Origin of the sequence: Arthrobacter citreus (assembly GCF_038405225.1) — a bacterium.
In the GTDB taxonomy this organism is placed as follows: domain Bacteria; phylum Actinomycetota; class Actinomycetes; order Actinomycetales; family Micrococcaceae; genus Arthrobacter_B; species Arthrobacter_B citreus_A.
The window spans coordinates 2,752,355-2,777,890 of sequence record NZ_CP151657.1 but is presented as its reverse complement, the minus strand read 5'-3'; the positions used below and the strand labels follow the sequence as shown (position 1 = coordinate 2,777,890).

General features: G+C 63.9%; 19 protein-coding genes and 1 rRNA gene. 12 read left to right on the top strand and 8 right to left on the bottom strand.

From position 1 onward, the window contains the following. Window positions 1-626 precede the first annotated feature (626 nt). Together AAE021_RS12790 and AAE021_RS12785 are read right to left on the bottom strand one after the other, a co-directional pair. Window positions 627-2,258 (bottom strand): HNH endonuclease signature motif containing protein, encoded by a 1,632-nt coding sequence (locus tag AAE021_RS12790; RefSeq protein ID WP_342022720.1) that lies wholly within the window; start codon window positions 2,256-2,258, stop codon window positions 627-629. Between the two features lie 215 nt (window positions 2,259-2,473). Continuing rightward, a complete protein-coding gene (locus tag AAE021_RS12785) occupies window positions 2,474-3,721 on the bottom strand; it encodes an FAD-dependent oxidoreductase (protein ID WP_342022719.1) in 1,248 nt (415 codons plus the stop codon). A 192-nt stretch (window positions 3,722-3,913) separates the two neighbouring features. Between AAE021_RS12785 and AAE021_RS12780 the strand changes: the two genes are divergently transcribed. Further along, window positions 3,914-4,390, top strand: a complete 477-nt coding sequence (locus AAE021_RS12780) for an Lrp/AsnC family transcriptional regulator (protein ID WP_342025407.1) — start codon at window positions 3,914-3,916, stop codon at window positions 4,388-4,390. A gap of 18 nt (window positions 4,391-4,408) precedes the next feature. Here the strand turns inward: AAE021_RS12780 and ppk2 are convergent, their stop codons facing one another. Both ppk2 and AAE021_RS12770 read right to left on the bottom strand, forming a co-directional pair. Continuing rightward, a complete protein-coding gene (gene ppk2 / locus AAE021_RS12775; protein WP_342022718.1) occupies window positions 4,409-5,431 on the bottom strand; it encodes a polyphosphate kinase 2 in 1,023 nt (340 codons plus the stop codon). Between the two features lie 104 nt (window positions 5,432-5,535). Beyond that, complete coding sequence (locus AAE021_RS12770) at window positions 5,536-7,479, bottom strand: S8 family serine peptidase (protein WP_342022716.1); 1,944 nt, start codon at window positions 7,477-7,479, stop codon at window positions 5,536-5,538. Window positions 7,480-7,774: 295 nt separating this feature from the next. On the opposite strand from AAE021_RS12770, the gene AAE021_RS12765 reads away from it, so the two are divergent. Next, entirely contained in the window at window positions 7,775-8,725 is a 951-nt protein-coding gene (locus AAE021_RS12765; protein ID WP_342022715.1) for a GmrSD restriction endonuclease domain-containing protein, read from the top strand. Between the two features lie 42 nt (window positions 8,726-8,767). Here the strand turns inward: AAE021_RS12765 and AAE021_RS12760 are convergent, their stop codons facing one another. Then, entirely contained in the window at window positions 8,768-10,573 is a 1,806-nt protein-coding gene (locus tag AAE021_RS12760) for a glycoside hydrolase family 15 protein (RefSeq protein WP_342022714.1), read from the bottom strand. Window positions 10,574-10,833: 260 nt separating this feature from the next. Here AAE021_RS12760 and AAE021_RS12755 point away from each other — a divergent pair, with 260 nt between their 5' ends. After that, window positions 10,834-11,838, top strand: coding sequence for a TIGR03557 family F420-dependent LLM class oxidoreductase (locus AAE021_RS12755; RefSeq protein ID WP_342022713.1), 1,005 nt, complete (start codon window positions 10,834-10,836; stop codon window positions 11,836-11,838). Between the two features lie 4 nt (window positions 11,839-11,842). Then, on the top strand, window positions 11,843-12,685 hold the full coding sequence (gene cofE, locus AAE021_RS12750; protein WP_342022712.1) for a coenzyme F420-0:L-glutamate ligase: 843 nt from the start codon (window positions 11,843-11,845) through the stop codon (window positions 12,683-12,685). Here the strand turns inward: cofE and AAE021_RS12745 are convergent. From AAE021_RS12745 to AAE021_RS12735, 3 genes are read right to left on the bottom strand one after another with little or no spacing between them, the layout of a single operon-like run. Then, a complete protein-coding gene (locus AAE021_RS12745; protein ID WP_342022711.1) occupies window positions 12,664-13,503 on the bottom strand; it encodes an ABC transporter ATP-binding protein in 840 nt (279 codons plus the stop codon). The two genes, cofE and AAE021_RS12745, sit on opposite strands and share 22 nt — an antisense overlap. Further along, the gene (locus AAE021_RS12740) at window positions 13,500-14,582 is read right to left on the bottom strand and encodes a putative F420-0 ABC transporter permease subunit (protein WP_342022710.1); all 1,083 of its coding nucleotides are present in this window, start codon (window positions 14,580-14,582) and stop codon (window positions 13,500-13,502) included. The genes AAE021_RS12745 and AAE021_RS12740 overlap by 4 nt, the downstream gene beginning before the upstream one ends. Continuing rightward, window positions 14,579-15,598 (bottom strand): putative F420-0 ABC transporter substrate-binding protein, encoded by a 1,020-nt coding sequence (locus AAE021_RS12735; RefSeq protein ID WP_342022709.1) that lies wholly within the window; start codon window positions 15,596-15,598, stop codon window positions 14,579-14,581. Before AAE021_RS12735 ends, AAE021_RS12740 begins: the two co-directional genes overlap by 4 nt. A 342-nt stretch (window positions 15,599-15,940) precedes the next feature. On the opposite strand from AAE021_RS12735, the gene AAE021_RS12730 reads away from it, so the two are divergent. From AAE021_RS12730 to AAE021_RS12695, 8 genes are all read left to right on the top strand, one after another. Then, window positions 15,941-16,789, top strand: a complete 849-nt coding sequence (locus tag AAE021_RS12730; RefSeq protein WP_342022708.1) for a nitrilase-related carbon-nitrogen hydrolase — start codon at window positions 15,941-15,943, stop codon at window positions 16,787-16,789. 78 nt (window positions 16,790-16,867) lie between these two features. Next, window positions 16,868-18,289, top strand: coding sequence for a dihydropyrimidinase (hydA, locus tag AAE021_RS12725; protein WP_342022707.1), 1,422 nt, complete (start codon window positions 16,868-16,870; stop codon window positions 18,287-18,289). A gap of 11 nt (window positions 18,290-18,300) precedes the next feature. Further along, window positions 18,301-19,317, top strand: a complete 1,017-nt coding sequence (locus tag AAE021_RS12720; protein ID WP_342022706.1) for a TIGR03842 family LLM class F420-dependent oxidoreductase — start codon at window positions 18,301-18,303, stop codon at window positions 19,315-19,317. Continuing rightward, window positions 19,314-20,204 (top strand): ABC transporter permease, encoded by an 891-nt coding sequence (locus AAE021_RS12715; protein WP_342022705.1) that lies wholly within the window; start codon window positions 19,314-19,316, stop codon window positions 20,202-20,204. The genes AAE021_RS12720 and AAE021_RS12715 overlap by 4 nt, the downstream gene beginning before the upstream one ends. Beyond that, a complete protein-coding gene (locus AAE021_RS12710) occupies window positions 20,201-21,040 on the top strand; it encodes an ABC transporter ATP-binding protein (RefSeq protein ID WP_342022704.1) in 840 nt (279 codons plus the stop codon). Before AAE021_RS12715 ends, AAE021_RS12710 begins: the two co-directional genes overlap by 4 nt. After that, window positions 21,037-21,864: an ABC transporter permease gene (locus tag AAE021_RS12705; RefSeq protein ID WP_342022703.1), complete on the top strand. Its 828-nt coding sequence runs from the start codon at window positions 21,037-21,039 to the stop codon at window positions 21,862-21,864. The genes AAE021_RS12710 and AAE021_RS12705 overlap by 4 nt, the downstream gene beginning before the upstream one ends. A 78-nt stretch (window positions 21,865-21,942) precedes the next feature. Beyond that, entirely contained in the window at window positions 21,943-23,085 is a 1,143-nt protein-coding gene (locus AAE021_RS12700) for an ABC transporter substrate-binding protein (protein WP_342022702.1), read from the top strand. 750 nt (window positions 23,086-23,835) lie between these two features. After that, window positions 23,836-25,363, top strand: a 16S ribosomal RNA gene (locus tag AAE021_RS12695). Window positions 25,364-25,536: the final 173 nt, after the last annotated feature.

Genomic DNA, 25,536 nt, shown 5'->3' with positions numbered 1-25,536 from the left:
GCCCGGAGTCCAGCTGCTCGGTCCATCAAAACGCGGAGTCGCGAGTGCAGCCGCCGTGATGGATATCGGAGCGCCAGTGTTGTTGGTGACGAGAATACTGATGATGCCCGCGCCGATATTCAGCCTTTGCTCGTCGAGACTCACCGTGATGTCGGGTTCTGCCGGTGCACGGGCGGTTGTCGGTGATGCGGAGAGGGACGCTGACGAACCGGAAGGAGCCGATGAGTCGGAAGGGGATGACGGCGGATGAGAAGTGGGCAGCAGGGGAGAGGACAAAAACGATGTAGATGGCCGGGGTACTGGTTGTGATGGTGGCTGGGGTTGGCGTCCCGGGGACGGCCTCGGATGCTCCTGTGCGACAGTTGCCGGTCCCCGTGACACAGCTTCTGGGTCCGACGTGACGAATTCGCCTGTACAGGCAGCTGCCGAGACGACAATGCCTGCCGCTGCCAGGCCGGAACGCACCCGGGACCAAACTGCGGTGCGCGGATTCCTGCACCGGCGTTGGCCAAACCCGGGCGCCCGTCCTGGTGCGCCGCACGTGCGTGGCATGTACAGAACTTTAGATCTGGAATCAGATGCTGCACAGCGTTGTTCCGTTACGGTTTCCCCTTACCGTATGAGGCCTAGAAGGGTGGTGGGTCGTCTCCGTAGACTTCCGGATCGCTGGCACCAGCGTCGGCACTGACACCATCCATTGGCTTTGCTGGCTCTGGAGTCCGAACGGCAAGGGTGAGGTGGGGTTCGGTGCGGTACTTTCGTCCGCCCGGTGAGGTCCATTCAATAATTCCCGGGCTGGGTTGGCAGGCTTTCCAGAAGCCTTTGGTTTTGAACATGTGGTGCCGCCGGCATAAATGCTCCAAATTGTCATGATCGGTGGCCCCGCCCTGCGCCCAGGGTGTGGTGTGGTCGATTTCGGAAATGACCGCGTTGGTCCGGCAGCCCGGGAACCGGCAGGTCCCGTCCCGGACCCGCAGCACCTGCTTGAGTCGATCCGGTACTTTCCGTTTGCGGCCGATCCGCAGGAACTCCCCGGTTTCCGGGTCCCGCTCCACCGGTGTCCATTTCGCAGCTTCCCGGGCCATCTTTCGTGCCGTGACCGGGCTGATCGGTCCGTAGCCGTGCAGTTCGGCGGGTTGTTCGTCGGCGCCGAAGAGGGTCTCGGCGCTAATCAGGACCAGGATCTCTGTCCGGGCCCTCGCACGCGTCCGTCCCTGGCTGTGGCTGCCTGTCCGGTGGCTCCCGCGGCCGCCCGCCTCATCATGTTGGTCCGCCTCTTCGCGGTCCTCTTGGTCCTCCGGGTCGTTGTGGCCCTCGAGCAGGCTGTCCATGATGTCCGCCCGCAGCTGATCCACGGTGCGCGGGTCTCCGGCGGCCTGCTCACCGCGGGCGGCGAGGCTGAGCTGGTGGAAAAACGCCTGCGCCTTCTGGGCCGGCAGCAGTGCCGAGAGCCAGGACATGCCGTCGCACTCGGGCTGCAACGCGACACGGCGCCGGTCAAAAGCACTGCGCTGACGCACGACGATGGTTTCCGGATACGTGGTCTCCCGCAGCCGCCTGGCCCGGACCCGGAACTGGGTGTGGGTTTGCTCCGGGGCCAGGCCCAGCAGCCGGGCCTCGAAACCAGGCAGCTCCGCGGGCGGAATGTTCTGGGACTGATCCACCACGGTCTGGACGTGCCCGTAACTGATGTGCCCGGATTCCAGGGTGTGCAGGGTGGCGGCGTGGGTGGTGCAGAGCGTTCCGGCCTCGCTCATGAGCATCATGGCGGTGTTCGTGGGTACGTGCAGGATGGCTGCGGCTTCCTCCGCGGCGAGGCTGAACGCCAGACCGGGATCGAGCAGGCCGGTGTCCTTCAGGTATTCGTCCCGGAACAGGACCTGTATGCGGGAGAGGGTTTTGGCCTGCTGGGCCTGCGCCCACCGGATCAGGTGATCCAGGCGGGACAGGACGGCGCCGGCCTGGTCCTGGGTCAGGGACTCCACAGCTTGCAGGGCCAGGGACCCGGTCAACCCGTCCCGGTGACCGGTACCGGTCACCGGAGCATCGGGCCCCGGAACAGCAATCGCGGGATCAACCGCGGAACCCGGAACGGAAGGAACGGGAACGGGCGAAGGAACGGCCCGGGCAGCAACAGGATCGGCAGCGTAAATTGACAGGCTGAGTGCCGTCTGCCTGGCGGCTGCGCCCTGTGCACTGCCCACTGCGTCCTGTCCACTGCCGGCAGTCTTGCCGGGAAAAGATCCGTTCTGATCCATGTCTTCAGGCTTTCACCCGGCACTGACATTTCCGGCTCCACAACAGGCCAAAACGGCCCTCAAACGGCCCTTCCCGGGTGATTCAAATACCCTACTTTTCCACCCAACTACCCGGGCCCAATGCCCACCCATCTGTGCCCCGCATTCCGTGCCCGCCCGCGCGGCGGCGTACAGCGACGGACAGCAAAAAGCCGGTTAGCCAGCAAAAAAGCCGGTCAGCGAAGCGGATCAAACGGCCGGATCTGCTCCGGCACCGTCCCCGTCACAATTTGTTCCGCCAGCAACTTGCCGGTTGCCGGGCCGAGCACAACGCCCCACATTCCATGCCCACCCGCCACGAAGACACCGGGAGAGCGGGTGGCCCCAATTAACGGCAGGCCATCGGGTGTCACAGGCCGCGGACCCACCCAGATATCCTGCAGGTTCTCCAGATCCATATTGGTGAAGAGTGGACGTACGGAGTCGAGGATGGCTTGGATCCGGCCCGTTTGCAGCGGCTCGTCCGGGCCCCGGAACTCCATGGTTCCCGCAATCCGCAGACGGCCCTGGTACGGCGTGCAGGCCACACGCCGGGCGGGAAGATAGATGGGAAACTCGGCCGGTTCGTCGGTCGCGACGCTGAAGGAATAGCCGCGGCCGGCCCGCACCAAAGTGCGCACTCCCAGTGGCTTGGCGAGTTTTGGCAGCCAGGCTCCGGTAGCCAGCACGACGACGTCGGCCGTCACCGGATCCGACGCGTACGTCTCTACGGCGATCCCGGCCGGCCCGTGCCGCAGCGACTGGACCTCAGCCCCGGAGACAATCCGGCCGCCCCTGGCCAGTACGGAATCCGCCAATGCCTGCACAAAGGGTCCGGGTTCGATAAACCGCTGGCCTTCCATGGCGTAGACAGTGGAAACCTTGTCCGACAACTGCGGGACCTTCGCTTGGGCATCGGGCATCTCCACCAGCGGTACGGATTGTCCGGCAGCCTCGACATGGTTGATTTCCTTGGTGAACGGCACGCTTTGCGCAGCCGATTCGAAACCAATAATGAAAGGGCCTTTGCGGGTTACGGAGTCCACTCCCGCGGCAGTTAGCTCATCGAAAGCCTCCAAGGCCATCTGGTCGATGGGCGTCAGCGCCGCCATGGCCTTGGACCAGGCCCTCGGCGTGGCGTGGGCTGCGAAACGGGCCAGAAAAGACCACAGCTGGGGATCGAGCCGCGCCGGAATGTGCAGGGGAGCAGTGGGATCGAGCAGCGCCTTGGCACCGTAGGACCACAGGGAAGGATCGGAGAGGGGCATCGCCATCCCCGGCGTCAACCAGCCGGCATTACCCCACGATGCTCCGGCCGCAACACCGGAACGGTCCAGGACCGTCACATGAAGGCCGTGCTCCTGCAAATGCCAGGCGGTGGCCAGCCCCACCATTCCCGCCCCAACGATGACGGCGCTCCTCGGTGCTGTTGCTCGGGGATACATGGGACTCCTTCAGACGTGAGGGCAGCTTTGGTGCCATCCTGAAGATCCTTAAGAGGGAAAGCAACGGATCCGCTGATCATTCTGCGTAGACTGCCGATCATGGGCAAGGATTCGAGAAACAGGGCTGCACAGGGCGCCGGATCGAAGAAACGGCGGGACCCGGAAAGTGACAAAACGCCGGCACCCGACAGGATGCGGCCGACGACGCCTGCCACCGGACTGGACGCGGTCGACTTGAAGATCGTGAACATTTTGCAGACGGATGCCAGGACACCGAACAACGCGGTGGCCGCCGCCGTCGGCATTGCACCCTCCACCTGCCACGGCAGAATCAAAGCGCTGCAGGAGCGCGGCGTGATCCGCGGCTTCCATGCAGACGTTGACCCGGCCGCCGTCGGACGCGGCCTGCAGGCTCTGGTCGCCATCCGCCTGCACGCCCACGCACGGTCCAACCTGGCGACGTTCAAGCAGTATCTGGCGCAGCTGCCGGGTGTGGAAAGCATCTTTTTCGTCACCGGTGACCGGGATTTCCTGATTCACGTGGCGTTGGCGGACTCCGAGGCTCTGCGAGGACTGGTGGCGAACAACTTGAGCGTGCATCCCGAGGTCGCCGGGACCAACACCAGCGTCATCTTTGAGTATGTGTCAGTGGAGCGCCCCCTCGGATAGGCGCCGGGCGCCATATCCTCAACCCTTGGGCTTCACAACCGGGAACTGGCCGCTGGGCTCCTCGCCCTCTTCGAAATGGCTCGCGGCAGGACCCACAATTAATGGATCCGGAGCATGCGCCACCGAGGCGTCCTTGTTGGGATAGTCCACGGAATGCAGGACATGGCGCATGGCTTCAAGCCTCGCGCGCTTCTTGTCGTTGGACTTCACCACCGTCCAGGGAGCGTCACCGGTATCGGTGTAGAAGAACATGGCTTCCTTGGCCTCGGTGTAGTCATCCCATTTATCCAGGCTGGCCAGATCGGTGGGGGAGAGCTTCCACTGCTTCACCGGATCCGTTTCCCGGGCAGCGAACCGGGCCACCTGCTCCGCACGTCCCACCGAGAACCACAGCTTGTTGAGCAGCACACCCGAGTTCACGAGCATCCGTTCAAGCTCCGGCACCTCGCGCATAAACTCCAGATACTGGGCCGGGGTGCAGTATCCCATCACGCGTTCGACACCCGCCCTGTTGTACCAGGACCGGTCCATCATGACGATCTCGCCGCCGCTGGGAAGTTTCGCCACGTACCGCTGGAAATACCACTGCGTCCGCTCGCCATCCGTTGGCTTCTCCAGAGCGACAATGCGCGCGCCGCGGGGGTTGAGGTGCTCATTGAATCGCTTAATGGCGCCGCCCTTGCCCGCGGCATCGCGGCCTTCAAAAATGATGAGCATCTTCTGCCCCGTGTCCTTGACCCAGAGCTGCATCTTGAGCAGCTCGATCTGCAGGGCACGCTTCTGCTTTTCGTAGCTGCGCCGGGACAGCTTCGTGTCATACGGGTAGTTATGCCGCCAGGCATCGTCGTCGGCGTTTTCCTTGATTTTTTTGCTCTTGATTTTCAGCTCGCGGAGCTCATCCAATTCGTTCGTATAGTCCGCTGTTATGGCGACCGTCTGCTTGCCGTCCGATGGCTGGACCTTTCCGTTGGTCTGCGGCACGGCCTGCTGTTCAACCGGTTTTTTGTCGACTTTGGTATCCGTGGATTTGTTCGTAGCCATTGCATCTCCCTGCGCGGACGGTAGTTACGAATCTACGTCCACGCGTCGAGGGTGGGAAGAGCTTTCTCCGGAAGGCTGCGCTGGGGGACGGGCGGGTAGGACCGCTACTGCCCGAACTTGTCGTCGAATCGCTTCATGAAGGCTGCCATCGCATCCCTGGCCACCGGAGTTAGGGGCCGGAAGGTCCCATTGTCCCAGCCCGTGGAGATGCCGGTGGACGCCAGCCACGAAATCTCCGGATAGAACTGGCTGCTGGCGGGCACGTCGCGGAACGCAGACTTTCCGGGAGCCGTGTAGCTCGGGGACCCGGCAAAGCGGTACATGAAGGCGGCCATGGCATCGCGGTTCACCGGTGTGGTGGGGCGATACGTGCTGGTCCCGTTGGCTTCCTTCCAACCAGTGGAGATGCCCCGGCTGTTGAGCCAAGCAATTTCCTTGTAGAACGGGTTGCTGGTGGCCACATCCGCAAAGGGCGATTTCTTCGGCGGCGTGTAGTCCGGACTTCCGTCCAGCCGGTACATGAAGGCGGCCATTGCGTCGCGGTTCACTGCCCAGAGCGGCCTGTAGGTTTTGGTGCCATTGGTTTCGGTCCAACCGGTGGAGATACCCTTACCTGCCATCCACACCATTTCATCGTGGAACTGAACGCTTGGCGTTACATCGCTAAACGGGGGAGCAGCGGCGACCATGGCAGCCCCGGCGTCCAAGAGGCCAGGACCGCAATGCGGAGAGCAGTTCCCTGGCAGCGGACGGGCAGTCTTGACGAGCATACGTTCCACTTGGGCAGGAGTCAGGGCGGGATTAGCGGCCAACAGCAGCGCCGCCGTGCCGGCTACATGCGGAGCGGCCATCGACGTTCCCTGGTAATAGTCGTAGCTTTCGCGCGCAGGTTTGGAAGTACCGCTGTTAAGCGTCGACATGATGCCTCCGGTGACATCACGGGAGGTAGTGCCGCCCGGAGCCATGATGTCCACTATGGAGCCGAAGTTGGAATACGGCGCTCGCGCTCCTTCCCTGTCTCCGGCACCCACTACAACGACGTTGGTGCAGTTAGCTGGCTGGGTAGATGAGGCGGAAATGGCATCGTTGCCGGCTGCCGCCACGACGACGGCGCCGCTGCCGACGGCGTAGTCCACTGCTTTCTGCATCGAGGACGAGCAGGTGCTTACTCCGCCCAAGCTCAGGTTGATGACCCGTGCCGGAGTGGGGTTCAGCGGCAAGCCGGGCACCTGTCCGCCTGCGGCCCATATGATGCCATCGGAAATGTCGGACATGTACCCGCCGCAGGTCCCCATGGTGCGGACCGGAAGGATCATGGCTCCAGGGGCTACGCCGCTGATGCCGACGCCGTTGTTCGTGCTGGCGGCGACGATGCCGGAAACGTGAGTGCCATGCCAGGTGGAATTGGCGCCCATGGTTCGGCCGCAGGCTCCGGCGACGTACCCGTCCCCCTCATCCCTGGGGTCGGCGTCCCGGCCGTCGCCGTCACCGGCCATTCCAGCGGTGGAGATCATGTCATAGCCGGGGAGGACTTTGGAGTTCAAATCCGTGTGGGCGGTAATTCCAGTGTCGACGACGGCCACCACTTGGCGCTCACCGGCGCCAAGATTCCAGGCGGCGGCCACATTTGCTCCGCCGCCCGCCGCGCGCAGGTTCCACTGCGTGGCATAAAAAGGATCGTTGGGCTCGGCGGCCGCCGGATACAGCAGGACATCCGGCTCAACGAAGGCAACGTCGGGATCAGCAGCAAGCGCGGCAACAGCGGCAGCTGATTCTTCAGCGGTGAGATCCTTATCCATCTCCACCACCATCCCTCCGGCAGCCGTTTCATGCAGCTCGGTCACACCGGTGCCAAGGGCACCGGTGACCTTGGAGTAGGACTCGATCCGGTCCGCGCTTGAAGTGCCCGCACTGCCCGTGAATTGCACGATAAAACGATCGGTAGCCTGCGACGCCGTTTCATTGGGCTCGGGCGCGGGCGCCCCCGGAGTCTGGGCCGGGGAAGCGACAGGGGCCGGAGCCTGCTCGGCTACGGCGAGTGCTGGCACTGCTAGAGCGGAGCTGCCGACAGCAAAAGCTGCTGCTGCTGCCACGGCGCGAAACCGGATTCGGAGACAAAGAATCTTCGCCAAGGGTATTCCTGTTCAACGGAGAAAGGCCGGAGTATCGTTCTGCCGGCCGGACATACGGGTGCGGAGCGGCTTCTGCCGCGCATGCTGACTCTATCCGCGATTTCTCCCTCAGTTTTCCTCCATAGTTTCCCTCATGGATTCCCCAACCGCATTGTCGGGGCCCACACGCAGCGGAAAACCACTGCCTCACCATCGTCCATAATGAATAGCGATGACTTCTCTGCGCTCCAAATTTCTGTCCCTGATCGCCCTGCCCGTAATACTCTTCAGTTCCGCCGCATGCACTCCTTTGACGGAGGCCGGCACCGCCGACGTCGGGGCAAGCAGCCCGGATTCCGGAGCTGGAACCGCCACAGTCCAGGAGACTGCAGTCGGATCGGCCGCGGAGCAGCTGGAAACCCTTCCGATCAAGGGCAGGGCACCGAAGACCGGCTATGACAGGGATCAATTCGGGCCGTCGTGGGCCGACGTCGACCGTAATGGCTGCGATACCCGCAACGACATTCTTGCCCGCGACCTCACCGCCGTCGTCTACAAGGACGGAACGAAGGAATGCGTAGTGGCGTCGGGCACTTTTGCCGATCCCTACACCGGCACCACCATTAGTTTTGTGCGCGGTAATGAAACCAGCACCGCGGTCCAGATCGACCACATCGTGGCCCTTTCCGATGCTTGGCAGAAGGGTGCGCAGCAGCTCTCAGCCGAAGAGCGGCGCCAGTTTGCCAATGACCCGTTGAACCTGATGGCCGCCGACGGACCCGCCAACGGCGCTAAATCCGATGCCGACGCCGCTACTTGGCTGCCGGCGAACAAGGCCTTCCGCTGCGGGTACGTGGCCCGCCAGATCGCCGTGAAGGCGAATTACCGGCTGTGGATGACGCAGGCGGAACATGACGCCGCCGCTGGTGTCCTCGCCACGTGCCCGGACCAGCCCGTACCAACTGCGGGCCCGGCGGTCAGCGTATCTGGTAACGCCGGCAACGCTGGCAGTGCCGGCAACGGTGGCAACACCGGCGTCAGCCGGGCCCAGCCGGAAAGCGCACCGGTGTACGCGAACTGCACGGCGGTCAAGGCTGCCGGCGCTGCCCCCATCCGCCCCGGCGACGCGGGCTGGGACCCCAAGTTCGACGGCGACGGCGACGGCGTGGGCTGCACCTCCTAGCACTGAGTTCCGGGTGCCGAACGAATCGGCCCGAGACAGTCCTTACTCCTCCTGCGCGTCGTGCACCGTGAGCGCCGCGGTGATCAGGGCCAGGTGCGAGAGCCCCTGTGGAAAGTTTCCCAAGAAGGCGTGGTCCTCCTCGGCGATCATCTCGGTGTACAGGCCCACGTCATTGGCCAGCGGAACCAGCTGATCCATCAGCTCCACCGCCTCGTCCCGGCGGCCAACGTGCACCAGCGCGGACACCAGCCAAAACGCGCAGGCAACAAAGGTTCCTTCCTCCTTCTCGGCGCCGCTGTACCGGTACAGCAGAGGACCGCGCCCCAGCTCCCCGCGCAGCGCATCAAGGGTGGAACTCATCCGCTCGCTCCGGTCGAACCCACTGATGGCATGCAGCAGGATGGAGGCGTCCAGCTTGTCCGAACCCGGATACCAGACATAGCTGCCGCGCTCCTGGGACCAGCAGTTTTCCCGGACCCAGTGCGCGATCCGCTCCTTTTCAGCCCGCCACCGGTCCGCCGGACCTGGGATTTGGCCCAGATCGGCCAGGTGGGACGCGCAGCTGAGGGCATGCCAGCAGCCGAGCTTGGATGTGGTGTAGTGCCGCTCCTCGGACAGTTCCCACATCCCGGCGTCGCGCTTCTGCCATGTGTCGCACGCCAAATCGGCCAGATCAGCCAACAGCCGCCCGGTACCGGTGTCCAGGACGTGCCCGGCGTCCACATAAAGCTGGACAATGTTGAACAGATCGCCAAAAACGCCCATTTGCAGCTGCCGGGCGGCATTGTTGCCGCGCACCACGGGACCGATGCCGCGCCAGCCGGGCAGATCCAACTCCTCGGCATCCTGGGCCTTCTCCCCGTTGAGCGCTGTGAAGACCTGCAGCTCGGCGCCTTGGCTGCGGATGCTCTTCAGCATGCCCGCAACCGCGGCGTGCACCTCTTCCCGCAGCCCGAATCGGATCAGGGCGTTGAGCGTGTAAGCGGTGTCACGGACCCAGGCATAGCGGTAGTCCCAGTTCTTGCCGCCGTCCAGGCTTTCCGGCAGCGACGTCGTGGCCGCCGCAGCCACCGCACCGGAGGGGCTGTGGATCAGCAGCTTCAACGCCAAGGCGCTGCGCTGCACCGCGTCGGACCACGGCCCGTCATAGGAGAATTCCTTCATCCAGTTCTGCCAGTTGGTGATGGTGCGGTCGACGCCGGCATCCACCGTTTCCGGGTCCGGCAGCGCCAGCGGCTCGTCATGGGTGGATACGACAGCCACCAAATGCCGCGACCCCGGGGATGTGGTGAAGGTGCCGGAAATGCTGCGGTCGGAAACCTCTTCGGTGCCGTGATGAAAGCCGCGCACCCCGATGGTGGCGTGTTGTGCGTGGAGTACCGGACCGTGTGCACTGTTTTCCATCCACGGGGACGCGGTGCCGAAACAATTTCCCGGCTCCACGGCCCACTGCATTGCCACTGTTCCTTCCAGCCCTTCGGTCCGGCGGGCCAGTTCGCCCCAGGGCAGCCGCCCAGCCACACCGGTATTCAGGGAATCCGTGACCCGCACTCTGCCCGAAGTGGTGGTGAAAGTGGTGGCCAGAACATTGGTGCCGTCCACGTAAGCCCGTTCCACGGAGAAATCCTCCACCGGGCACAACACAATCCGGCCGCCGTTCCCGTTGTCCAGCAGGGCTGCGAAGGAGGGGACGGAATCGAGGTCCGGCGTTGGATACCAGTCCACGGAACCGTCCCTGGCGACGAGGGCCACTGTGCGTCCGTCTCCGATCGCCGCGTAGGAACGCAGCGCCGCGTATCCGTCGATGCGTTCATCGGAGAAGTTCTGGGTGGGGGAGTCCTCGCTCATCGTGGCCTTCCAGGAAGCAGGTTCAGTCCCACCATCGTAGAACTCCCCTCGGTCATGCCGTGGACTGCTGCCCGGCTCATGTTGGGCTCATGCCCGGCGACTCACGCCCCGGGACTCATGCCCGGAGTCATTCTTAGGCCCACGTCCCCGCCGCCCCTAGGATGGGCCTACGGTGTTCCGGCAAGCCGAAGCACTACTGCCTTATTCCACTGGAAACTTGTGTTTTCCATTTCGAAATCTTTGGCTGTCAGGATGTGTTTATGACTTCTTCTTTAACAATTGGTTACGCGGCAATGCTCGAGCAGTTCCACCCCACCGAAGCGGTGGCGCTCGCTGAATATGCCGAAAGCAGGGGTTTTTCCGGAGTCATGGCTGCGGACCATTTCCAGCCGTGGGTGCCGGCACAGGGACAGTCAGCATTTGTGTGGAACGTTTTGTCGGCGCTTGGCGAGCGGACCAAAGGCGATATCGGTCCCGGAGTCACCGCTCCCACCTTCCGGTGGCATCCGGCGATGGTGGCGCAGGCATCGGCAACTCTGGCCGCCATGTATCCCGGCCGGCACTGGCTGGGGCTGGGGTCCGGAGAAGCACTGAACGAGCACATCACCGCCCAGTACTGGCCCGAAGCACCCGAGCGGATCAACCGCATGTTCGAGGCCATAGAAATCATCACGAAACTCTTCACCAATTCCCTTGCCGGCAAGGATGTGCGGCATAAGGGTGAGTTCTACAAGATGGAATCCACCCGGCTGTGGACCATGCCGGAGGTGGCCCCCGAAATCCTGGTCGCCACCGCCGGCCCGGTGACCGCAAAGCGCGCCGGCCGGCACGCGGACGGCCTCATTACGGTGGGGGCACCACTGGAAAAAATCGGCATGCTCTTTGACCGTTTCGACGCCGGAGCACGCGAGGCGGGCAAGGACCCGGACACCATGCCCAAGGTCCTTCAGCTGCATATGAGCTGGGCTGAGACGGATGAGGAAGCGCTGACCAACGCCATGGTGGAATGGCCCAACGGCGGCATGAAATTCCCCAAGGGAGACATCCGCTCACCGTTTGAACTGGAGCAGATGGCCAAGCTGGTCCGCCCCGAAGACTTCGAGGGGCGGATGGTGATCTCCAGCGACCCCGACGTGCACCGGGCGTATATCCAGAAGTTTGTGGATCTGGGTTTTGACCGCATCTACCTGCACAATGTGGGCCGGAACCAGCGGGAGTGGATCGATGTCTTCTCCCGCACCGTGCTGCCCGCGCTCAAGCGCTGATCCCATGCGCAGCATCACGCTGTTCACGCTTCCCGGCATCGGGGAGATAACCCCGGGAACGGATCTGACGGCGGTCATCCTGGCTGCCGCCGGATCCAATCCGGATGCTGCGCTGCGCCCCGGCGACATCCTGGCGGTCACTTCCAAGATCGTGTCCAAGGCCGAGGGGCGTCAGCTCCCGGCGGAGGACCGGGAGCAGGCCATCACCAACGAGACCGTTCGGCTCGTCGCCAGCCGGGTCCATCCCGGCGGCGTCACCCGGATTGTGGAGAACAAGCTGGGTATCGTGGCCGCGGCGGCAGGCGTGGACAACAGCAACACACCGGCCGGAACCGTGCTGCTGCTGCCCGTGGATCCGGACGCTTCGGCCCGGGCGCTGTGTACGGGGCTGCGGCGGGCCCTGGGGTTCGACGTCGGAGTGGTCATCACTGACACGATGGGCCGGGCCTGGCGTGAGGGACAGACCGACGCGGCGATCGGCGCTGCCGGCTTGGACGTCATCACCGACCTGCGCGGAAACACCGACACCTTCGGGCAGCAGATGAAGGCGACCATGACCGCCGTCGCGGACGAGATCGCGGCGGCGGCGGACCTCATCAAGGGCAAGACCAGCCAATGTCCCGTTGCGGTGCTGCGGGGTCTGCCGGAGCTGGTGCGTCCGCTGGGACAGAGCTCCGGAGATGAGGAGGGCTCCCGGCACGACGGCGCCCGGTCACTGATCCGGCCCGCCGAGCAGGACATGTTCCGGCTGGGCAGCGACGAGGCCTGGCGTGAGGGTTACGCGGCGGCGTGCCGCGACAACGGACTCCCTGTCCCGGGGGAGGCTCAGGCGGAGGAACCCGAGTAGGAAGCCTCCGAGGGTCTTCGGGCAATTTGGGGTTCCGCTGGCAGGGACAGTGCGATCAGCGGGCGGCCGGTGGCCGGGTGTTCCAGCACATGGGCATCCACTCCGTACACAGTCCGAATCAGCTCGGCGGTCAGGACGGAGCGGGGGTCCCCGGCGGCCACCACTGTGCCGGCGGACAGCACAATGACGTGGTCACAGTGCGCAGCGGCGTGCGTCAGGTCATGCAGTGCGGCGACGACGGCGATGCCGTCACCGGCCAGCCGCCGCATCAAATGCAGGGTGGTCAGCTGGGCGTGCGGGTCCAGATGATTTGTCGGCTCATCCAGGAGCAGCAGCTGTGGTTTCTGGGCCAGGGCACGGGCCAGCTGCACCCGCTGCCGCTGCCCGCCGGAGAGCTCGCCGAACAGCCGGTCCGCAAGCTCCGGAACGCCTGCCGACTGCAGGGCCCTCATCACATCGGCATCATCTTCACTGCCGCCGAACCCCAGCAGCGGGCGGTGCGGCATGGTCCCCAGCGACACGACGTCCCGCACTGTCAGGGGCGTGTCCGTGCCGGATTCCTGTTCCGCCAGGGCGGCAATGCGGGCACGTTCACGGCGCGGCAGCCGCAGCATGTCACGGCCCTGCCACAGCACCGTCCCGCGGCGCACGGGAACGACGCCCGCCAGCGCGCGCAGCAGTGTTGACTTACCGGCGCCATTGGGCCCGACCAGCGCCGAGAGGACGCCGGCGGGAACCGTGCAGTCCACGCCGTCGACTATGAGTTTTCCGCCCAGGGACACGTCCAGGGCTGCGGCCTCCAGAGCTGGGCTGTTCATGCGCCGCCCTTTCGCCGCGCAAGCACGTATGCGAACACCGGCGCACCGATCACTGCGGTCACCACGCCCACGGGAAGTTCCCGGGGCTCAAACGCATACCGCGCTGCGGTGTCGGCCCAAATCAGGAAGATTGCCCCGAGCAGGGCGGACAACGGCAGCAGCGAACGGTGCCCGGGACCGGCGATCAGCCGCACCACGTGGGGAAACACCAGCCCAATGAACCCAATCGCACCGCTGACGGAAACCATGGCGCCGGTCAGCAGGGCGGTGCCGGCCAGCATGGTCCACCGCACGGCCGGAACGTTGAGACCCAGGGCCGAGGCGGCGTCGTCGCCAAACGCGAAACCATCCAGGATCCGGGACGCGGCCAGCAGCGGCACCCCCACCACCAGCAGCGCTGCAGCGGCAATCCCGGCGCTGGACCACTGCGCACCGCTGAGTGAACCGAGCAGCCAGCCCAGGATGTTCCGGTACGAATCGCCGGTGGCCGTCCAAAAAATCACCAGGCTGGTCAGTGCGCTGCCCAACGAAGAGACCGCAACTCCGGCCAGGACGGTGCGCGACGGCGTCAGCCCGCCAGCCAGCCGGGCCAGCAGCAGGGTTGCCGCCAAGGCCGCCAGCGCGCCGATGAAGGCCGCCAGCGGCAGCAGCAGCTGCAGGCCCAGCAACACCACACAGACGGCGCCCAGGGAAGCTCCGGAGGACAGGCCCAGCAGATACGGGTCGGCCAACGCATTGCGGGTCAGGGCCTGCATGACCGCACCGCTGACAGCCAGTCCGGCACCCACCGCAGCCGCCGTCAGCACCCGGGGCAGCCGCAGCTCCCAGATGATGCCGTCATGCAGCACGGACAGCGGGCTGGCGCCGAAACCCAGATGAGCGCCAATGGAGCGGAAGGCGTCCGCAACGCTGATGTCCGCCGGGCCCACCGCCGTTGCCGCCGCGAGGGAAAAGACCAGGACGGCAGAAAGGAGCACAGCTGCCGGTCCGGTGCGGAACCGGCGGCGGGGTGCCGGGACGCCCACCTCCCGTGCCGCTGGTGCGGCGACGGGCCGGGACCGGGTCCGCACGGCGGTCATGACAGTGCGGACAGCTGGTCGGCGAGGTCCGCCACGGCCTCGGCGTTGCGCACTCCGGCTTCTCCCGCCGCGAAGGGCAGGACTAGGTAGCGTTCGTTTATCACGGCGTCCATGTTGGCCGTGGCCGGCATGGAAGCGAGCAGTTCCTTCTTGGACTCGGCGGTGTTGCGGTCCGCGTCCACCAGGACGATGACGTCCGGATTGGCGGCAACCACCGTTTCCCAGCTCAGTGACGCCCAGGGCTCCTGGACATCCGCGGCGATGTTCTCCAGGCCGAGCTCCTCCATCATCATCTGCGGGGCACCCAGCCCGGCTCCCGCGTACGGGGTGTCCCGTCCCGAGGAGAACCAAAAGGCGCTTTGGCCCCCGCCGGCCGGTGTCACGCCGTCGAGCACTTTCCGCTGTTCGGCGATCAGTGCGGCCGCGGCGTCAGGGGCGCCGAAGATGGCCCCGGCCTCGGTGATGTTTGCGAACACGTCCTCAAAGCCGAGCTTTCCGGGAACGCCTTCCTCCCGGCATGCCGCGGGCGACACGTAGGTGCCGATTCCCAGCGATGCCAGGAAATCCCGTTCACCGGCGGTATCTGAGCTGAGGTTCGATTCCCAGCCGGCGTAAATGAAGTCCGGTTCGAGTTCCAGCACCGCCTCTTGGGTGGGCGCAGCATCGGAGAGGACGGGCACCGAGGCGGCGTCGGTGGCCAATGGCCCGGGAACCGGGCCGTCGGAGAAAGCGGAGCCAACCACTTTGCTGCCCAGGCCAAGGGCCAGGAGTGTTTCCAGCGCTGTGGATTTGATCGTCACAATTCGTTCGGGCGGCGACTCAAGGCTCACTTCGGTACCGCAGTTGGTCACGGTGATCGGGTACGACGCCGATGCATGCGGCGCGTCCGAGGCTGCGGCGGCGGTGTTGGTATCCGGTGTGGTCCCGGAGGGCGTGGATGGACCCGCGCAGCCAACAAGTGCGGCAACTCCGGCGGCCAGGAGCATGGAAAGGGCAGGGGAAGGGGATCGGTTCATAGTTCCTCGCAGGTGGAATGGAAAACGGAGGGATCTATGGTCCAAATCCAGACCAGTTCTACCGGCCATTTCCGGCCGGTGATCTATTGAGGAGGCTAGCACCCCATTGTTTCGGGAGTGTGGCGCGGCGGCCATTATCCGCCTCGCCGGGACTGCGCGCAACAGTTTAAAAACCCTTGCGGGTTCCGGCCCTAGCGTCAAGGATGAACAGACGCCGCGGCCACGCAGTTCAGCTTTTTAACGCGGCGGAAATGTTGGGGAAATGTTCAGCACTAAGACTGATAACGGCCCTTCAACAGGCCGATCAAGACCGCGGCACGTTTGCCGCTAATAGGAGGCACAATGACGATTATCCGCACAGCCTTGACCCAAACAACCTGGACCGGCGATGAAGAGTCCATGGTTGCCAAGCACGAGGAGTTTGTCCGCAAGGCAGCTGCCGAGGGTGCGCAGATCATTTGTTTCCAGGAATTGTTCCACGGACCGTACTTCGGGATCGTGCAGGACAACAAGTACTACGACTACGCGCAGAAGGTTCCGGGACCCCTCACCGAACGTTTTTCCAAGCTTGCCGCCGAGCACAACATGGTGATCATCCTGCCGATCTATGAAGAGGACCAGCCCGGCGTCCTGTACAACACGGCAGCGGTTATCGACTCCGACGGAACGTACCTGGGCAAGTACCGCAAGAACCACATTCCGCACGTCGAGAAGTTCTGGGAGAAGTTCTACTTCCGGCCCGGAAACATGGGCTGGCCGGTGTTTGAAACCGCCGTCGGAACCGTGGGCCTGACCATATGCTACGACCGCCACTTCCCCGAGGGCTGGCGTGTCCTGGGCCTGAACGGCGCCCAGATTGTCTTCAACCCGAATGCGTCCAAGCCGGGCCTGTCCAACCGGCTGTGGGAACTGGAACAGCCCACGGCTGCTGCCGCCAACGGATACTACGTGGTGGTCCCCAACCGGGTGGGCGCGGAAACGAACGAGTTCGGCGATGAAGCCGTGGACTTCTATGGAACGTCGTACATGGTGGACCCGCAGGGCAACTACGTGGGCGACATCGGCTCCCGCGACGGCGATGAACTGATGATCCGGGACCTGGACATGGACCTGGTGCGCACCGCCCGCAACAACTGGCAGTTCTACCGCGACCGCCGCCCGGACGCCTACGCGCCGATTACGGCTCCGTAGCGTTCCGGCGGCTTACCCGCAGACGCGTGCCAGAGGCGCTTTGACAGGCCGAGCCTTTTGACAGACAAGGATGTCGTTTTGAGTACAACACTGATCACCGGAGGAACAGTTGTCACCTCCACCGGCCGCAGCGAAGCGGACGTTCTCATTGACGGCGAAACGATTGCCGCGGTGCTTGCACCGGGGTCAACACTGCTGGGACATGACCTCGCCCGCTCCGTGGACACAGTCCTGGACGCCACGGGCAAGTATGTAATTCCCGGCGGGATCGATGCCCATACCCACATGCAGATGCCGTTCGGCGGCACCGAGGCCTCCGATACGTTTGAAACCGGAACCCGTGCCGCCGCCTGGGGAGGCACGACGACGATCGTCGACTTCGCGATCCAGCGCTACGGCGAGCGCGTGATGGACGGGCTGGCCGCATGGCACGAGAAGGCCGCCGGGGAATGCGCCATCGATTACGGTTTCCACCAGATTGTGGGGGACGTCAATGACGACTCCCTGAAGGCCATGGCCGGGCTCATCGATGAAGGGGTCTCCAGCTACAAACTGTTCATGGCCTACCCGGGCGTTTTTTACAGCGATGACGCCCAGATCTACAAGGCCATGCGGGTCGGTGCCGAAACCGGGCTGATGACCATGATGCACGCCGAGAACGGCCCGGCCATCGACGCCATGGTCAGCGAACTGCTGGCACAGGGCAAAACCGATCCCTATTACCACGGGGTGGCACGGGCCTGGCAAATGGAGGAGGAAGCCACCCACCGGGCCATCATGCTGGCAAACCTCACCGGGGCGCCCCTGTACGTGGTGCACGTTTCCGCGAAACAGGCCGTTGAGCAGCTGGCCGCCGCCCGGGACAACGGCCAGAACGTCTTCGGTGAAACATGCCCGCAGTACCTGTACATGAGCCTGGAGGACCAGCTCGGCGCCGAGGGTTTTGAGGGCGCCAAGTACGTCTGCTCCACGCCGCTGCGGTCCAAGCATGAACACCACCAGGACCACATGTGGCAGTCGCTTCGCACCAACGACATCCAGATGGTGGCCACCGACCACTGCCCGTTCTGCATGAAGGGACAGAAGGACATGGGGGTGGGGGATTTCTCCAAGATCCCCAACGGCATCGGATCGGTGGAGCACCGCCTGGACCTGATGTACCAGGGTGTGGTGGACGGCAAGATCACGCTCGAGCGCTGGGTGGAGATCACCAGCACGACGCCGGCCCGCATGTTCGGCATGTACGGCACCAAGGGCGTGATCGCGCCGGGAGCTGACGCCGACGTCGTGATCTATGACCCGGCGGGGCACACGTCGATTGGGCTGGAGAAGACCCACCACATGAACATGGACTACTCCGCATGGGAGGGCTACGAGATCGACGGGCACGTTGACACCGTGCTGTCCCGCGGCCGCATCCTCATCAATGACAACGAATATCTCGGGACCAAGAGCCACGGCCGCTACATCCGCCGTGCCCCGAGCCAGTACCTGATCTAGGAGCGGAAAGCATGGATTTCGGAGCAGTACTGCAGTGCAATCCGCCCGCCGCACGAACGGTGGCGCTCGCCAAAAGGGCCGAGGAGTATGGGTTCGACTACGTCTGGACCTTTGACTCCCACATCCTGTGGCAGGAACCGTACGTCATCTACAGCCAGATCCTGGCCGAGACCCAGAACATCAAGGTGGGTCCCATGGTCACCAACCCGGCCACCCGGGACTGGACCGTCACCGCCTCCACCTACGCCACCCTGAACTCGATGTACGGCAACCGGACCGTGTGCGGGATCGGCCGGGGCGACTCGGCGCTGCGCGTCAGCAACGGCAAGCCCACCACCCTGAAGACCCTGCGGGAATCAATTCACGTCATCCGTGAGCTGGCAAACTCCCGCTCGGTGGAATACAACGGAGCAACCATCCAGTTCCCGTGGAGCAAGGGCTCGGAACTGGAAATGTGGGTGGCCGCCTACGGCCCGCTCGCGCTGAAGCTGACCGGCGAGGTGGGTGACGGCTTCATCCTGCAGCTGGCGGACGTGGACATCGCCGAATGGATGATCGCCGCCGTGCGGTCCGCCGCGGCAGCCGCCGGGCGTGACCCCATGGCCATCAAGTTCTGTGTAGCGGCGCCCATGTATATAGGGGATGACTGGGAGCACATGCGGGAGCAGTGCCGCTGGTTCGGCGGCATGGTGGGCAACCACATTGCCGACATCGTGGCCAAGTACGGCGCGGACTCCAGCGTGCCCCAGGCGCTCACCGACTACATCGCCGGCAGGGAAGGCTACGACTACAACGAGCACGGCCGGGCGGGCAACACTCATGCCGCCTTTGTGCCGGACGAGATTGTGGACCGTTTCTGCCTGATGGGCACGGCGGAGCAGCACATTGAAAAGCTCGAAAAGCTCAAGGCGCTGGGCGTAACCCAGTTCGCCGGGTATCTCCAGCACGACAACAAGGAGGAAACCCTGCGGGTCTACGGCGAGAGCGTCATCCCGGCACTGCGCGAGACCGTGAGCGCAACGGCATGACCCGGGCCGGAACCAGGACACCGCCGGCGGCTCGGATCGGCTGGGCCGCCGCCGGCGTCCTGGTTCCGGTTCTGCTGTGGGAAGCGTACAAGTTTGCCGGGCCCGACGACGGCGTCAGCGTGGGGAGCATGCCGCTCCTGCCGCGCACCACCGACCTTGCCATGCCCCACGTCTGGACCATGCTCGCAAGACTGGCGGAACCGGTCACCTCGGCCGCGGGGGCGCAGCCCCTGTGGCTGGCTGTCCTGGCGGCGGCGGCCTTTACCCTGGGGATCGCGGCCGTGGGCTGGTTCATCGGAGTCCTGGTGGGGCTGGGCCTGGCCATGGTCATGCAGCGGTTCCGGGCGGCCGGGTCCGCCCTGCTGCCCTGGATCATCCTGAGCCAAACCGTTCCCCTCATCGCCATCGCCCCGCTGGTGCGCCGCTGGGGATCCCAGCTGGAGATCGGCTCCTTCAGCTGGGAAAACTGGATGTCGGTGGCCGTCATCGCCTCATATCTGGCTTTCTTCCCGGTGGCGATCGGCGCCCTGCGCGGATTCGCGTCTCCGCAGGTCAGCCATCTGGACCTGATGCACAGCTACTCGGTGGGATGGTGGCGCAGCTTCCTGTTCCTGCGGCTGCCCGCCAGCATCCCCTACTTGCTGCCGGCGCTTCGCCTGGCCGCCGCCAACGCCGTGATCGGCGCCGTCGTGGCCGAAGTGTCGATCGGCCTCAAGGGTGGGATTGGCCGAATGATCGTGGAATACGCCGCCGCGGCCGGCGGTGACCCGGGCAAACCCTGGGCACCCATCTTCGGGGCTGTCCTGCTGGGCCTGGCCGCAGTCTCCGCCACCACTGTCCTGGGACTTTTCCTGCACCGCTACCGCCGAGGAGAGCAAGCAGCATGAACGCATCAACAGAAGCGGCAGCACCGGATGCACAGCAACCGGCGGTGGACGTCCGGGACGTCCACCGGGTTTTCACCACCGGCAAGGGCTCCGTCACGGCACTCGAGGCGGCCAACCTGACGGTGGCGCCGGGCGAATTTGTGTCACTCATCGGACCATCGGGCTGCGGCAAGAGCACGCTGCTGCGCCTGATCGCGGATCTTGATGAACCGACGAGTGGAACCATCAGCGTTTTCGGCCGGACCGCACGGCAGGCCCGGAAGGAACAGGCATACGGCATCGCCTTTCAGCAGGCCGGACTTTTGCCCTGGCGCACGGTGCGCGCGAACATCGAACTGCCGCTGCAGCTGCACGGTGTCCCGGCGAAGACCCGGAAGAGCCGGGCCGAGGAACTCCTGGGGATGGTCGGACTCACCGAATTTGCCGATTCCTTTCCGGACCAGCTGTCCGGAGGCATGCAGCAGCGCGTGGCCATCGCCCGGTCGCTGGCGGAAAGCCCCCGGCTGCTGCTGATGGACGAGCCGTTTGGTGCCCTCGACGAGATGACGCGTGAGCGGATGCAGAACGAACTGGTCCGCATCTGCGCGGAAACCGGTGCCGCCGTCGTCTTTGTCACCCACTCCATTCCGGAAGCGGTATTTCTCTCCGACCGCGTGTTCGTGATGTCGGCCCGGCCGGGACGGATCAAGGATGTGCTGTCCATGCGGCTCGGAGCGGCGGGGGAGCGCGGCGAGAACCTGCGGGAGGACACGGCGTTCTACGCCGCCATCACCGCAGTCCGCGAGTCCCTGCACGGCACCGCAGTGACCGCCCTCCGTGGAGTGGAAACGCGGTGACGGCGCTGGAGAGCTCCGGGCTTAAAACCACCCCCGCCGCGGTGGCGGCCACGTCTCCGGCGCTGCTGGTGCGGGCAGTTGGCGGCGGCCGGCAGGCATTGCTTCCGCTGCTGCTGGGAGTTGCGGTGGTGCTGCTGTGGCAGGCCGCGGTAAGCGTGCTGGCGGTTCCCCCGTTTGTGCTCCCCGGACCGTTCGATATCGCCGCGGCGTTCTTCGCGAACCTGGGCAACATCGTCTCGGCATCACTTGTGACCGGAGGCAATGCCGCGGTGGGACTGGTGGCAGGCGGCCTGCTGGGCGTCCTCGCCGCCGTCGTTGCCGCGTTCCTGCCGGTCTTTGACCGCCTCGCCGGACCGTTGGTGGCGGCACTGTCGGTGGTGCCAATCGTGGCCGTGGCCCCGGTGCTCTACACGATGTTCGGCGCCGGCGAAGAGGCACCGCGGCAGATCGTGGCGGGAATTGCCGTTTTTGTTCCGGTGTACGTGAATTCGCTGCGCGGGTTCCGGCAGGTCCTTCCGGTGCACCGGGACCTCATGCGCTCCTACGCGGCCGGCCGCTGGCAGGTCACCCGCAGCGTCACGCTGCCCAGCGCCGTGCCCTACATGTTCACCGGGCTGCGGATCGCGTCATCACTGGCCGTGATTTCCGCGCTGATTGCCGAGTACTTTGGCGGTCCGGTGGGCGGACTCGGCAAGTCCATCACCTCGGCAGCCGCCGGAAGCAACTACACACTGGCGTGGGCCTACGTGCTGGGTGCCGTCGTCGTCGGCCTGGTGTTCTTCTGTGCCACCGCCGCACTGGAGAAATACAGCTCCCGGCACTGACACCGCCGGTTTTTCACCCGTCCCGTCCGGACGGTCCCGCTCACAGCTATCCGCTCTCACCCAAATGGAGGCAACAAAATGGCAAGTGGAAAACGCATCCGCACCGCCGCAGCGGCAGGAACCGCCGCAGTCCTGGTTTTGGCCGGCTGTGCCTCGGGCAGCGGCGCGGACGAGACAGAATCCGCAGAGGGACTGACTCCGGTGAAACTCCAGCTGCAGTGGTTTTCGCAGGCCCAGTTTGCCGGCTACTACGCGGCGCTGGACCAGGGATATTTTGAGGACGAGGGCCTGGACGTGGAAATTGTTGAGGGCGGCGCGGACATCGTCCCGCAGGACGTGCTGGCCTCCGGCGATGTGGACTACGCCATTTCCTGGGTGCCGAAGGTGCTGGGTTCCATTGAACAGGGCGCCAACATCACCAACGTGGCGCAGATCTTTGAGCGCAGCGCAACGCTGCAGGTGGCGATGGCGGATTCCGGCATCGACGGCCCGGAGGATCTCGCGGGTAAAAAGGTGGGTTCCTGGGGGTACGGCAATGAATGGGAGCTCTTCGCCGGCCTAAAGAACGCAGGGGTGGAAGCGGGGGACATTGAGCTGATTCAGCAGGCCTTCGATATGAACGGTTTCCTGTCCGGGGACATCGATGCGGCCCAGGCCATGACCTACAACGAGTACGCGCAGGTGCTGGAGACGGTGAACCCTGAGACGGGGGAGCTGTACCAGCCCGAGGACCTGACGGTTATCGACTGGAACGAAGAAGGCTCCGCCATGCTGCAGGACGCCATTTGGGCGGACGCCGCGCGGCTGGCAGAGGACACCGAGTATCAGGACACCACCACGGCGTTCGTCAAGGCGGCCATCAAGGGCTGGATCTACGCCAAGGACAATCCGGAGGAAGCGGCCACAATTGTCACCGACTCCGGGTCAACCCTGGGCCAGAGCCACCAGCTGTGGATGACCAATGAAACCAACAAGCTGATTTTCCCCTCCACCAACGGCGTCGGGATGATCGACGAGGCGGCTTGGAAGCAGACCGTGGACATCGCCATGGGAACAGAGAACGAAACGGGAACCACCATCCTGACCACGGAACCGCCGGAGACCGCCTACACCAACGAGTATGTGGAGAAGGCGCTGGCAGAGCTGGAAGAAGAAGGGGTGGACACCAAGGGTGCGGACTACGAGCCGATCGAGGTGACCCTGGCCGAGGGCGGCAACTAGCCGGGGCTGCTCATCCGGCTGGTAAGGACGGGCCGAGAGCATATTCGGGATCACGATATTCGGGATCACGACATTTACGGGATCACAACGGCGGTCGGCAGCAGCAGCTGCCGGCCGCCGCTGCGTGGGCTGAGGCTGGAGGCTGGAGGCTGGAGGCTGGAGGCTGGCGGCTGGGGGCTTGGGGCTGAGGGCTGAGGGCTTAGGGCTGGGGCTGAAGGCTTAGGGCTGGGGCTGAGGGCTGTTTCCGGAGGCCTGCCAGCGGGTCCTGGAGGCCGATTTGCGGCGGGGTGCAAACCTGTGTAAAGTCTTCTAAGTCGCCGCGGCAGGGAGTTGAAAAACATCCCCGGCAGGGCGGCCAGACCCCACCAAAAACATCCTGGTGATCCATCCTGCGCCTCACCGCCCGGGACACGGAAAACCAGGGCTTTTGCGCGGGTGCATCCAGCGGAATCAAGCACTAACCGGGAGTTATCCCGAATTGCTAAAACCGGCCGGATGAAATAGAATAAAGAAACACTGCAGCGAAGAGAAAAGAAAAACATTACATTGTTTTTCCGAGTATTTCGGATGCATCTGTTGTTTGAGAACTCAATAGTGTGCCAAGTTTATTGATACCAATTATTTTAATTGGTTGAACTGGCTGTTACCGCCCACCCCGTGGGTATGGGACGGCTTTTTTAGCTGGTTTCGAATTTAGTGCAGGACCGTGCAGCCAATTTTCCTTGGCTCCGGTCTTGTGTCTGTAACACATTTACGGAGAGTTTGATCCTGGCTCAGGATGAACGCTGGCGGCGTGCTTAACACATGCAAGTCGAACGATGACTTTTGTGCTTGCACAAAATGATTAGTGGCGAACGGGTGAGTAACACGTGAGTAACCTGCCCTTAACTTCGGGATAAGCCTGGGAAACCGGGTCTAATACCGGATACGACGGACCACCGCATGGCGGTCCGTGGAAAGCTTGATGCGGTTTTGGATGGACTCGCGGCCTATCAGCTAGTTGGTTGGGGTAATGGCCCACCAAGGCGACGACGGGTAGCCGGCCTGAGAGGGTGACCGGCCACACTGGGACTGAGACACGGCCCAGACTCCTACGGGAGGCAGCAGTGGGGAATATTGCACAATGGGCGAAAGCCTGATGCAGCGACGCCGCGTGAGGGACGAAGGCCTTCGGGTTGTAAACCTCTTTCAGCAGGGAAGAAGCGAAAGTGACGGTACCTGCAGAAGAAGCGCCGGCTAACTACGTGCCAGCAGCCGCGGTAATACGTAGGGCGCAAGCGTTATCCGGAATTATTGGGCGTAAAGAGCTCGTAGGCGGTTTGTCGCGTCTGCTGTGAAAGCCCGGGGCTCAACCCCGGGTCTGCAGTGGGTACGGGCAGACTAGAGTGCAGTAGGGGAGACTGGAATTCCTGGTGTAGCGGTGAAATGCGCAGATATCAGGAGGAACACCGATGGCGAAGGCAGGTCTCTGGGCTGTAACTGACGCTGAGGAGCGAAAGCATGGGGAGCGAACAGGATTAGATACCCTGGTAGTCCATGCCGTAAACGTTGGGCACTAGGTGTGGGGGACATTCCACGTTTTCCGCGCCGTAGCTAACGCATTAAGTGCCCCGCCTGGGGAGTACGGCCGCAAGGCTAAAACTCAAAGGAATTGACGGGGGCCCGCACAAGCGGCGGAGCATGCGGATTAATTCGATGCAACGCGAAGAACCTTACCAAGGCTTGACATGAACCGGAAAGGCCTGGAAACAGGTCCCCCACTTGTGGCCGGTTTACAGGTGGTGCATGGTTGTCGTCAGCTCGTGTCGTGAGATGTTGGGTTAAGTCCCGCAACGAGCGCAACCCTCGTTCTATGTTGCCAGCGCGTGATGGCGGGGACTCATAGGAGACTGCCGGGGTCAACTCGGAGGAAGGTGGGGACGACGTCAAATCATCATGCCCCTTATGTCTTGGGCTTCACGCATGCTACAATGGCCGGTACAAAGGGTTGCGATACTGTGAGGTGGAGCTAATCCCAAAAAGCCGGTCTCAGTTCGGATTGAGGTCTGCAACTCGACCTCATGAAGTTGGAGTCGCTAGTAATCGCAGATCAGCAACGCTGCGGTGAATACGTTCCCGGGCCTTGTACACACCGCCCGTCAAGTCACGAAAGTTGGTAACACCCGAAGCCGGTGGCCTAACCCCTTGTGGGAGGGAGCCGTCGAAGGTGGGACCGGCGATTGGGACTAAGTCGTAACAAGGTAGCCGTACCGGAAGGTGCGGCTGGATCACCTCCTTTCTAAGGAGCACCTCAAGGATTTTGTGTCCTTCCACAGTGTTGGATGCGGTCTTTGCAGGAGATGCCCATATCGTAAGACATTTGTTCTTCGGTGGGTGCTCAAGGGTGGAATATCAATGAGCAGGTGCCCGGCGTTGAGCCTGGCAGCATGAGTACGCCGTGTACGTTCCCAC

Bases quoted from the DNA above. Each gene is read 5' to 3' on its own strand.
- AAE021_RS12765 (WP_342022715.1), top strand. From the start codon at position 7,775: ATGACTTCTCTGCGCTCCAAATTTCTGTCCCTGATCGCCCTGCCCGTA.
- AAE021_RS12740 (WP_342022710.1), bottom strand. From the start codon at position 14,582: ATGACCGCCGTGCGGACCCGGTCCCGGCCCGTCGCCGCACCAGCGGCA.
- AAE021_RS12720 (WP_342022706.1), top strand. From the start codon at position 18,301: ATGGATTTCGGAGCAGTACTGCAGTGCAATCCGCCCGCCGCACGAACG.
- AAE021_RS12700 (WP_342022702.1), top strand. From the start codon at position 21,943: ATGGCAAGTGGAAAACGCATCCGCACCGCCGCAGCGGCAGGAACCGCC.
- AAE021_RS12755 (WP_342022713.1), top strand. From the start codon at position 10,834: ATGACTTCTTCTTTAACAATTGGTTACGCGGCAATGCTCGAGCAGTTC.
- ppk2 (WP_342022718.1), bottom strand. From the start codon at position 5,431: ATGGCTACGAACAAATCCACGGATACCAAAGTCGACAAAAAACCGGTT.
- AAE021_RS12715 (WP_342022705.1), top strand. From the start codon at position 19,314: ATGACCCGGGCCGGAACCAGGACACCGCCGGCGGCTCGGATCGGCTGG.
- AAE021_RS12760 (WP_342022714.1), bottom strand. From the start codon at position 10,573: ATGAGCGAGGACTCCCCCACCCAGAACTTCTCCGATGAACGCATCGAC.
- AAE021_RS12735 (WP_342022709.1), bottom strand. From the start codon at position 15,598: ATGAACCGATCCCCTTCCCCTGCCCTTTCCATGCTCCTGGCCGCCGGA.
- AAE021_RS12785 (WP_342022719.1), bottom strand. From the start codon at position 3,721: ATGTATCCCCGAGCAACAGCACCGAGGAGCGCCGTCATCGTTGGGGCG.
- AAE021_RS12745 (WP_342022711.1), bottom strand. From the start codon at position 13,503: ATGAACAGCCCAGCTCTGGAGGCCGCAGCCCTGGACGTGTCCCTGGGC.
- AAE021_RS12730 (WP_342022708.1), top strand. From the start codon at position 15,941: ATGACGATTATCCGCACAGCCTTGACCCAAACAACCTGGACCGGCGAT.
- AAE021_RS12780 (WP_342025407.1), top strand. From the start codon at position 3,914: ATGCGGCCGACGACGCCTGCCACCGGACTGGACGCGGTCGACTTGAAG.
- AAE021_RS12710 (WP_342022704.1), top strand. From the start codon at position 20,201: ATGAACGCATCAACAGAAGCGGCAGCACCGGATGCACAGCAACCGGCG.
- cofE (WP_342022712.1), top strand. From the start codon at position 11,843: ATGCGCAGCATCACGCTGTTCACGCTTCCCGGCATCGGGGAGATAACC.
- AAE021_RS12790 (WP_342022720.1), bottom strand. From the start codon at position 2,258: ATGGATCAGAACGGATCTTTTCCCGGCAAGACTGCCGGCAGTGGACAG.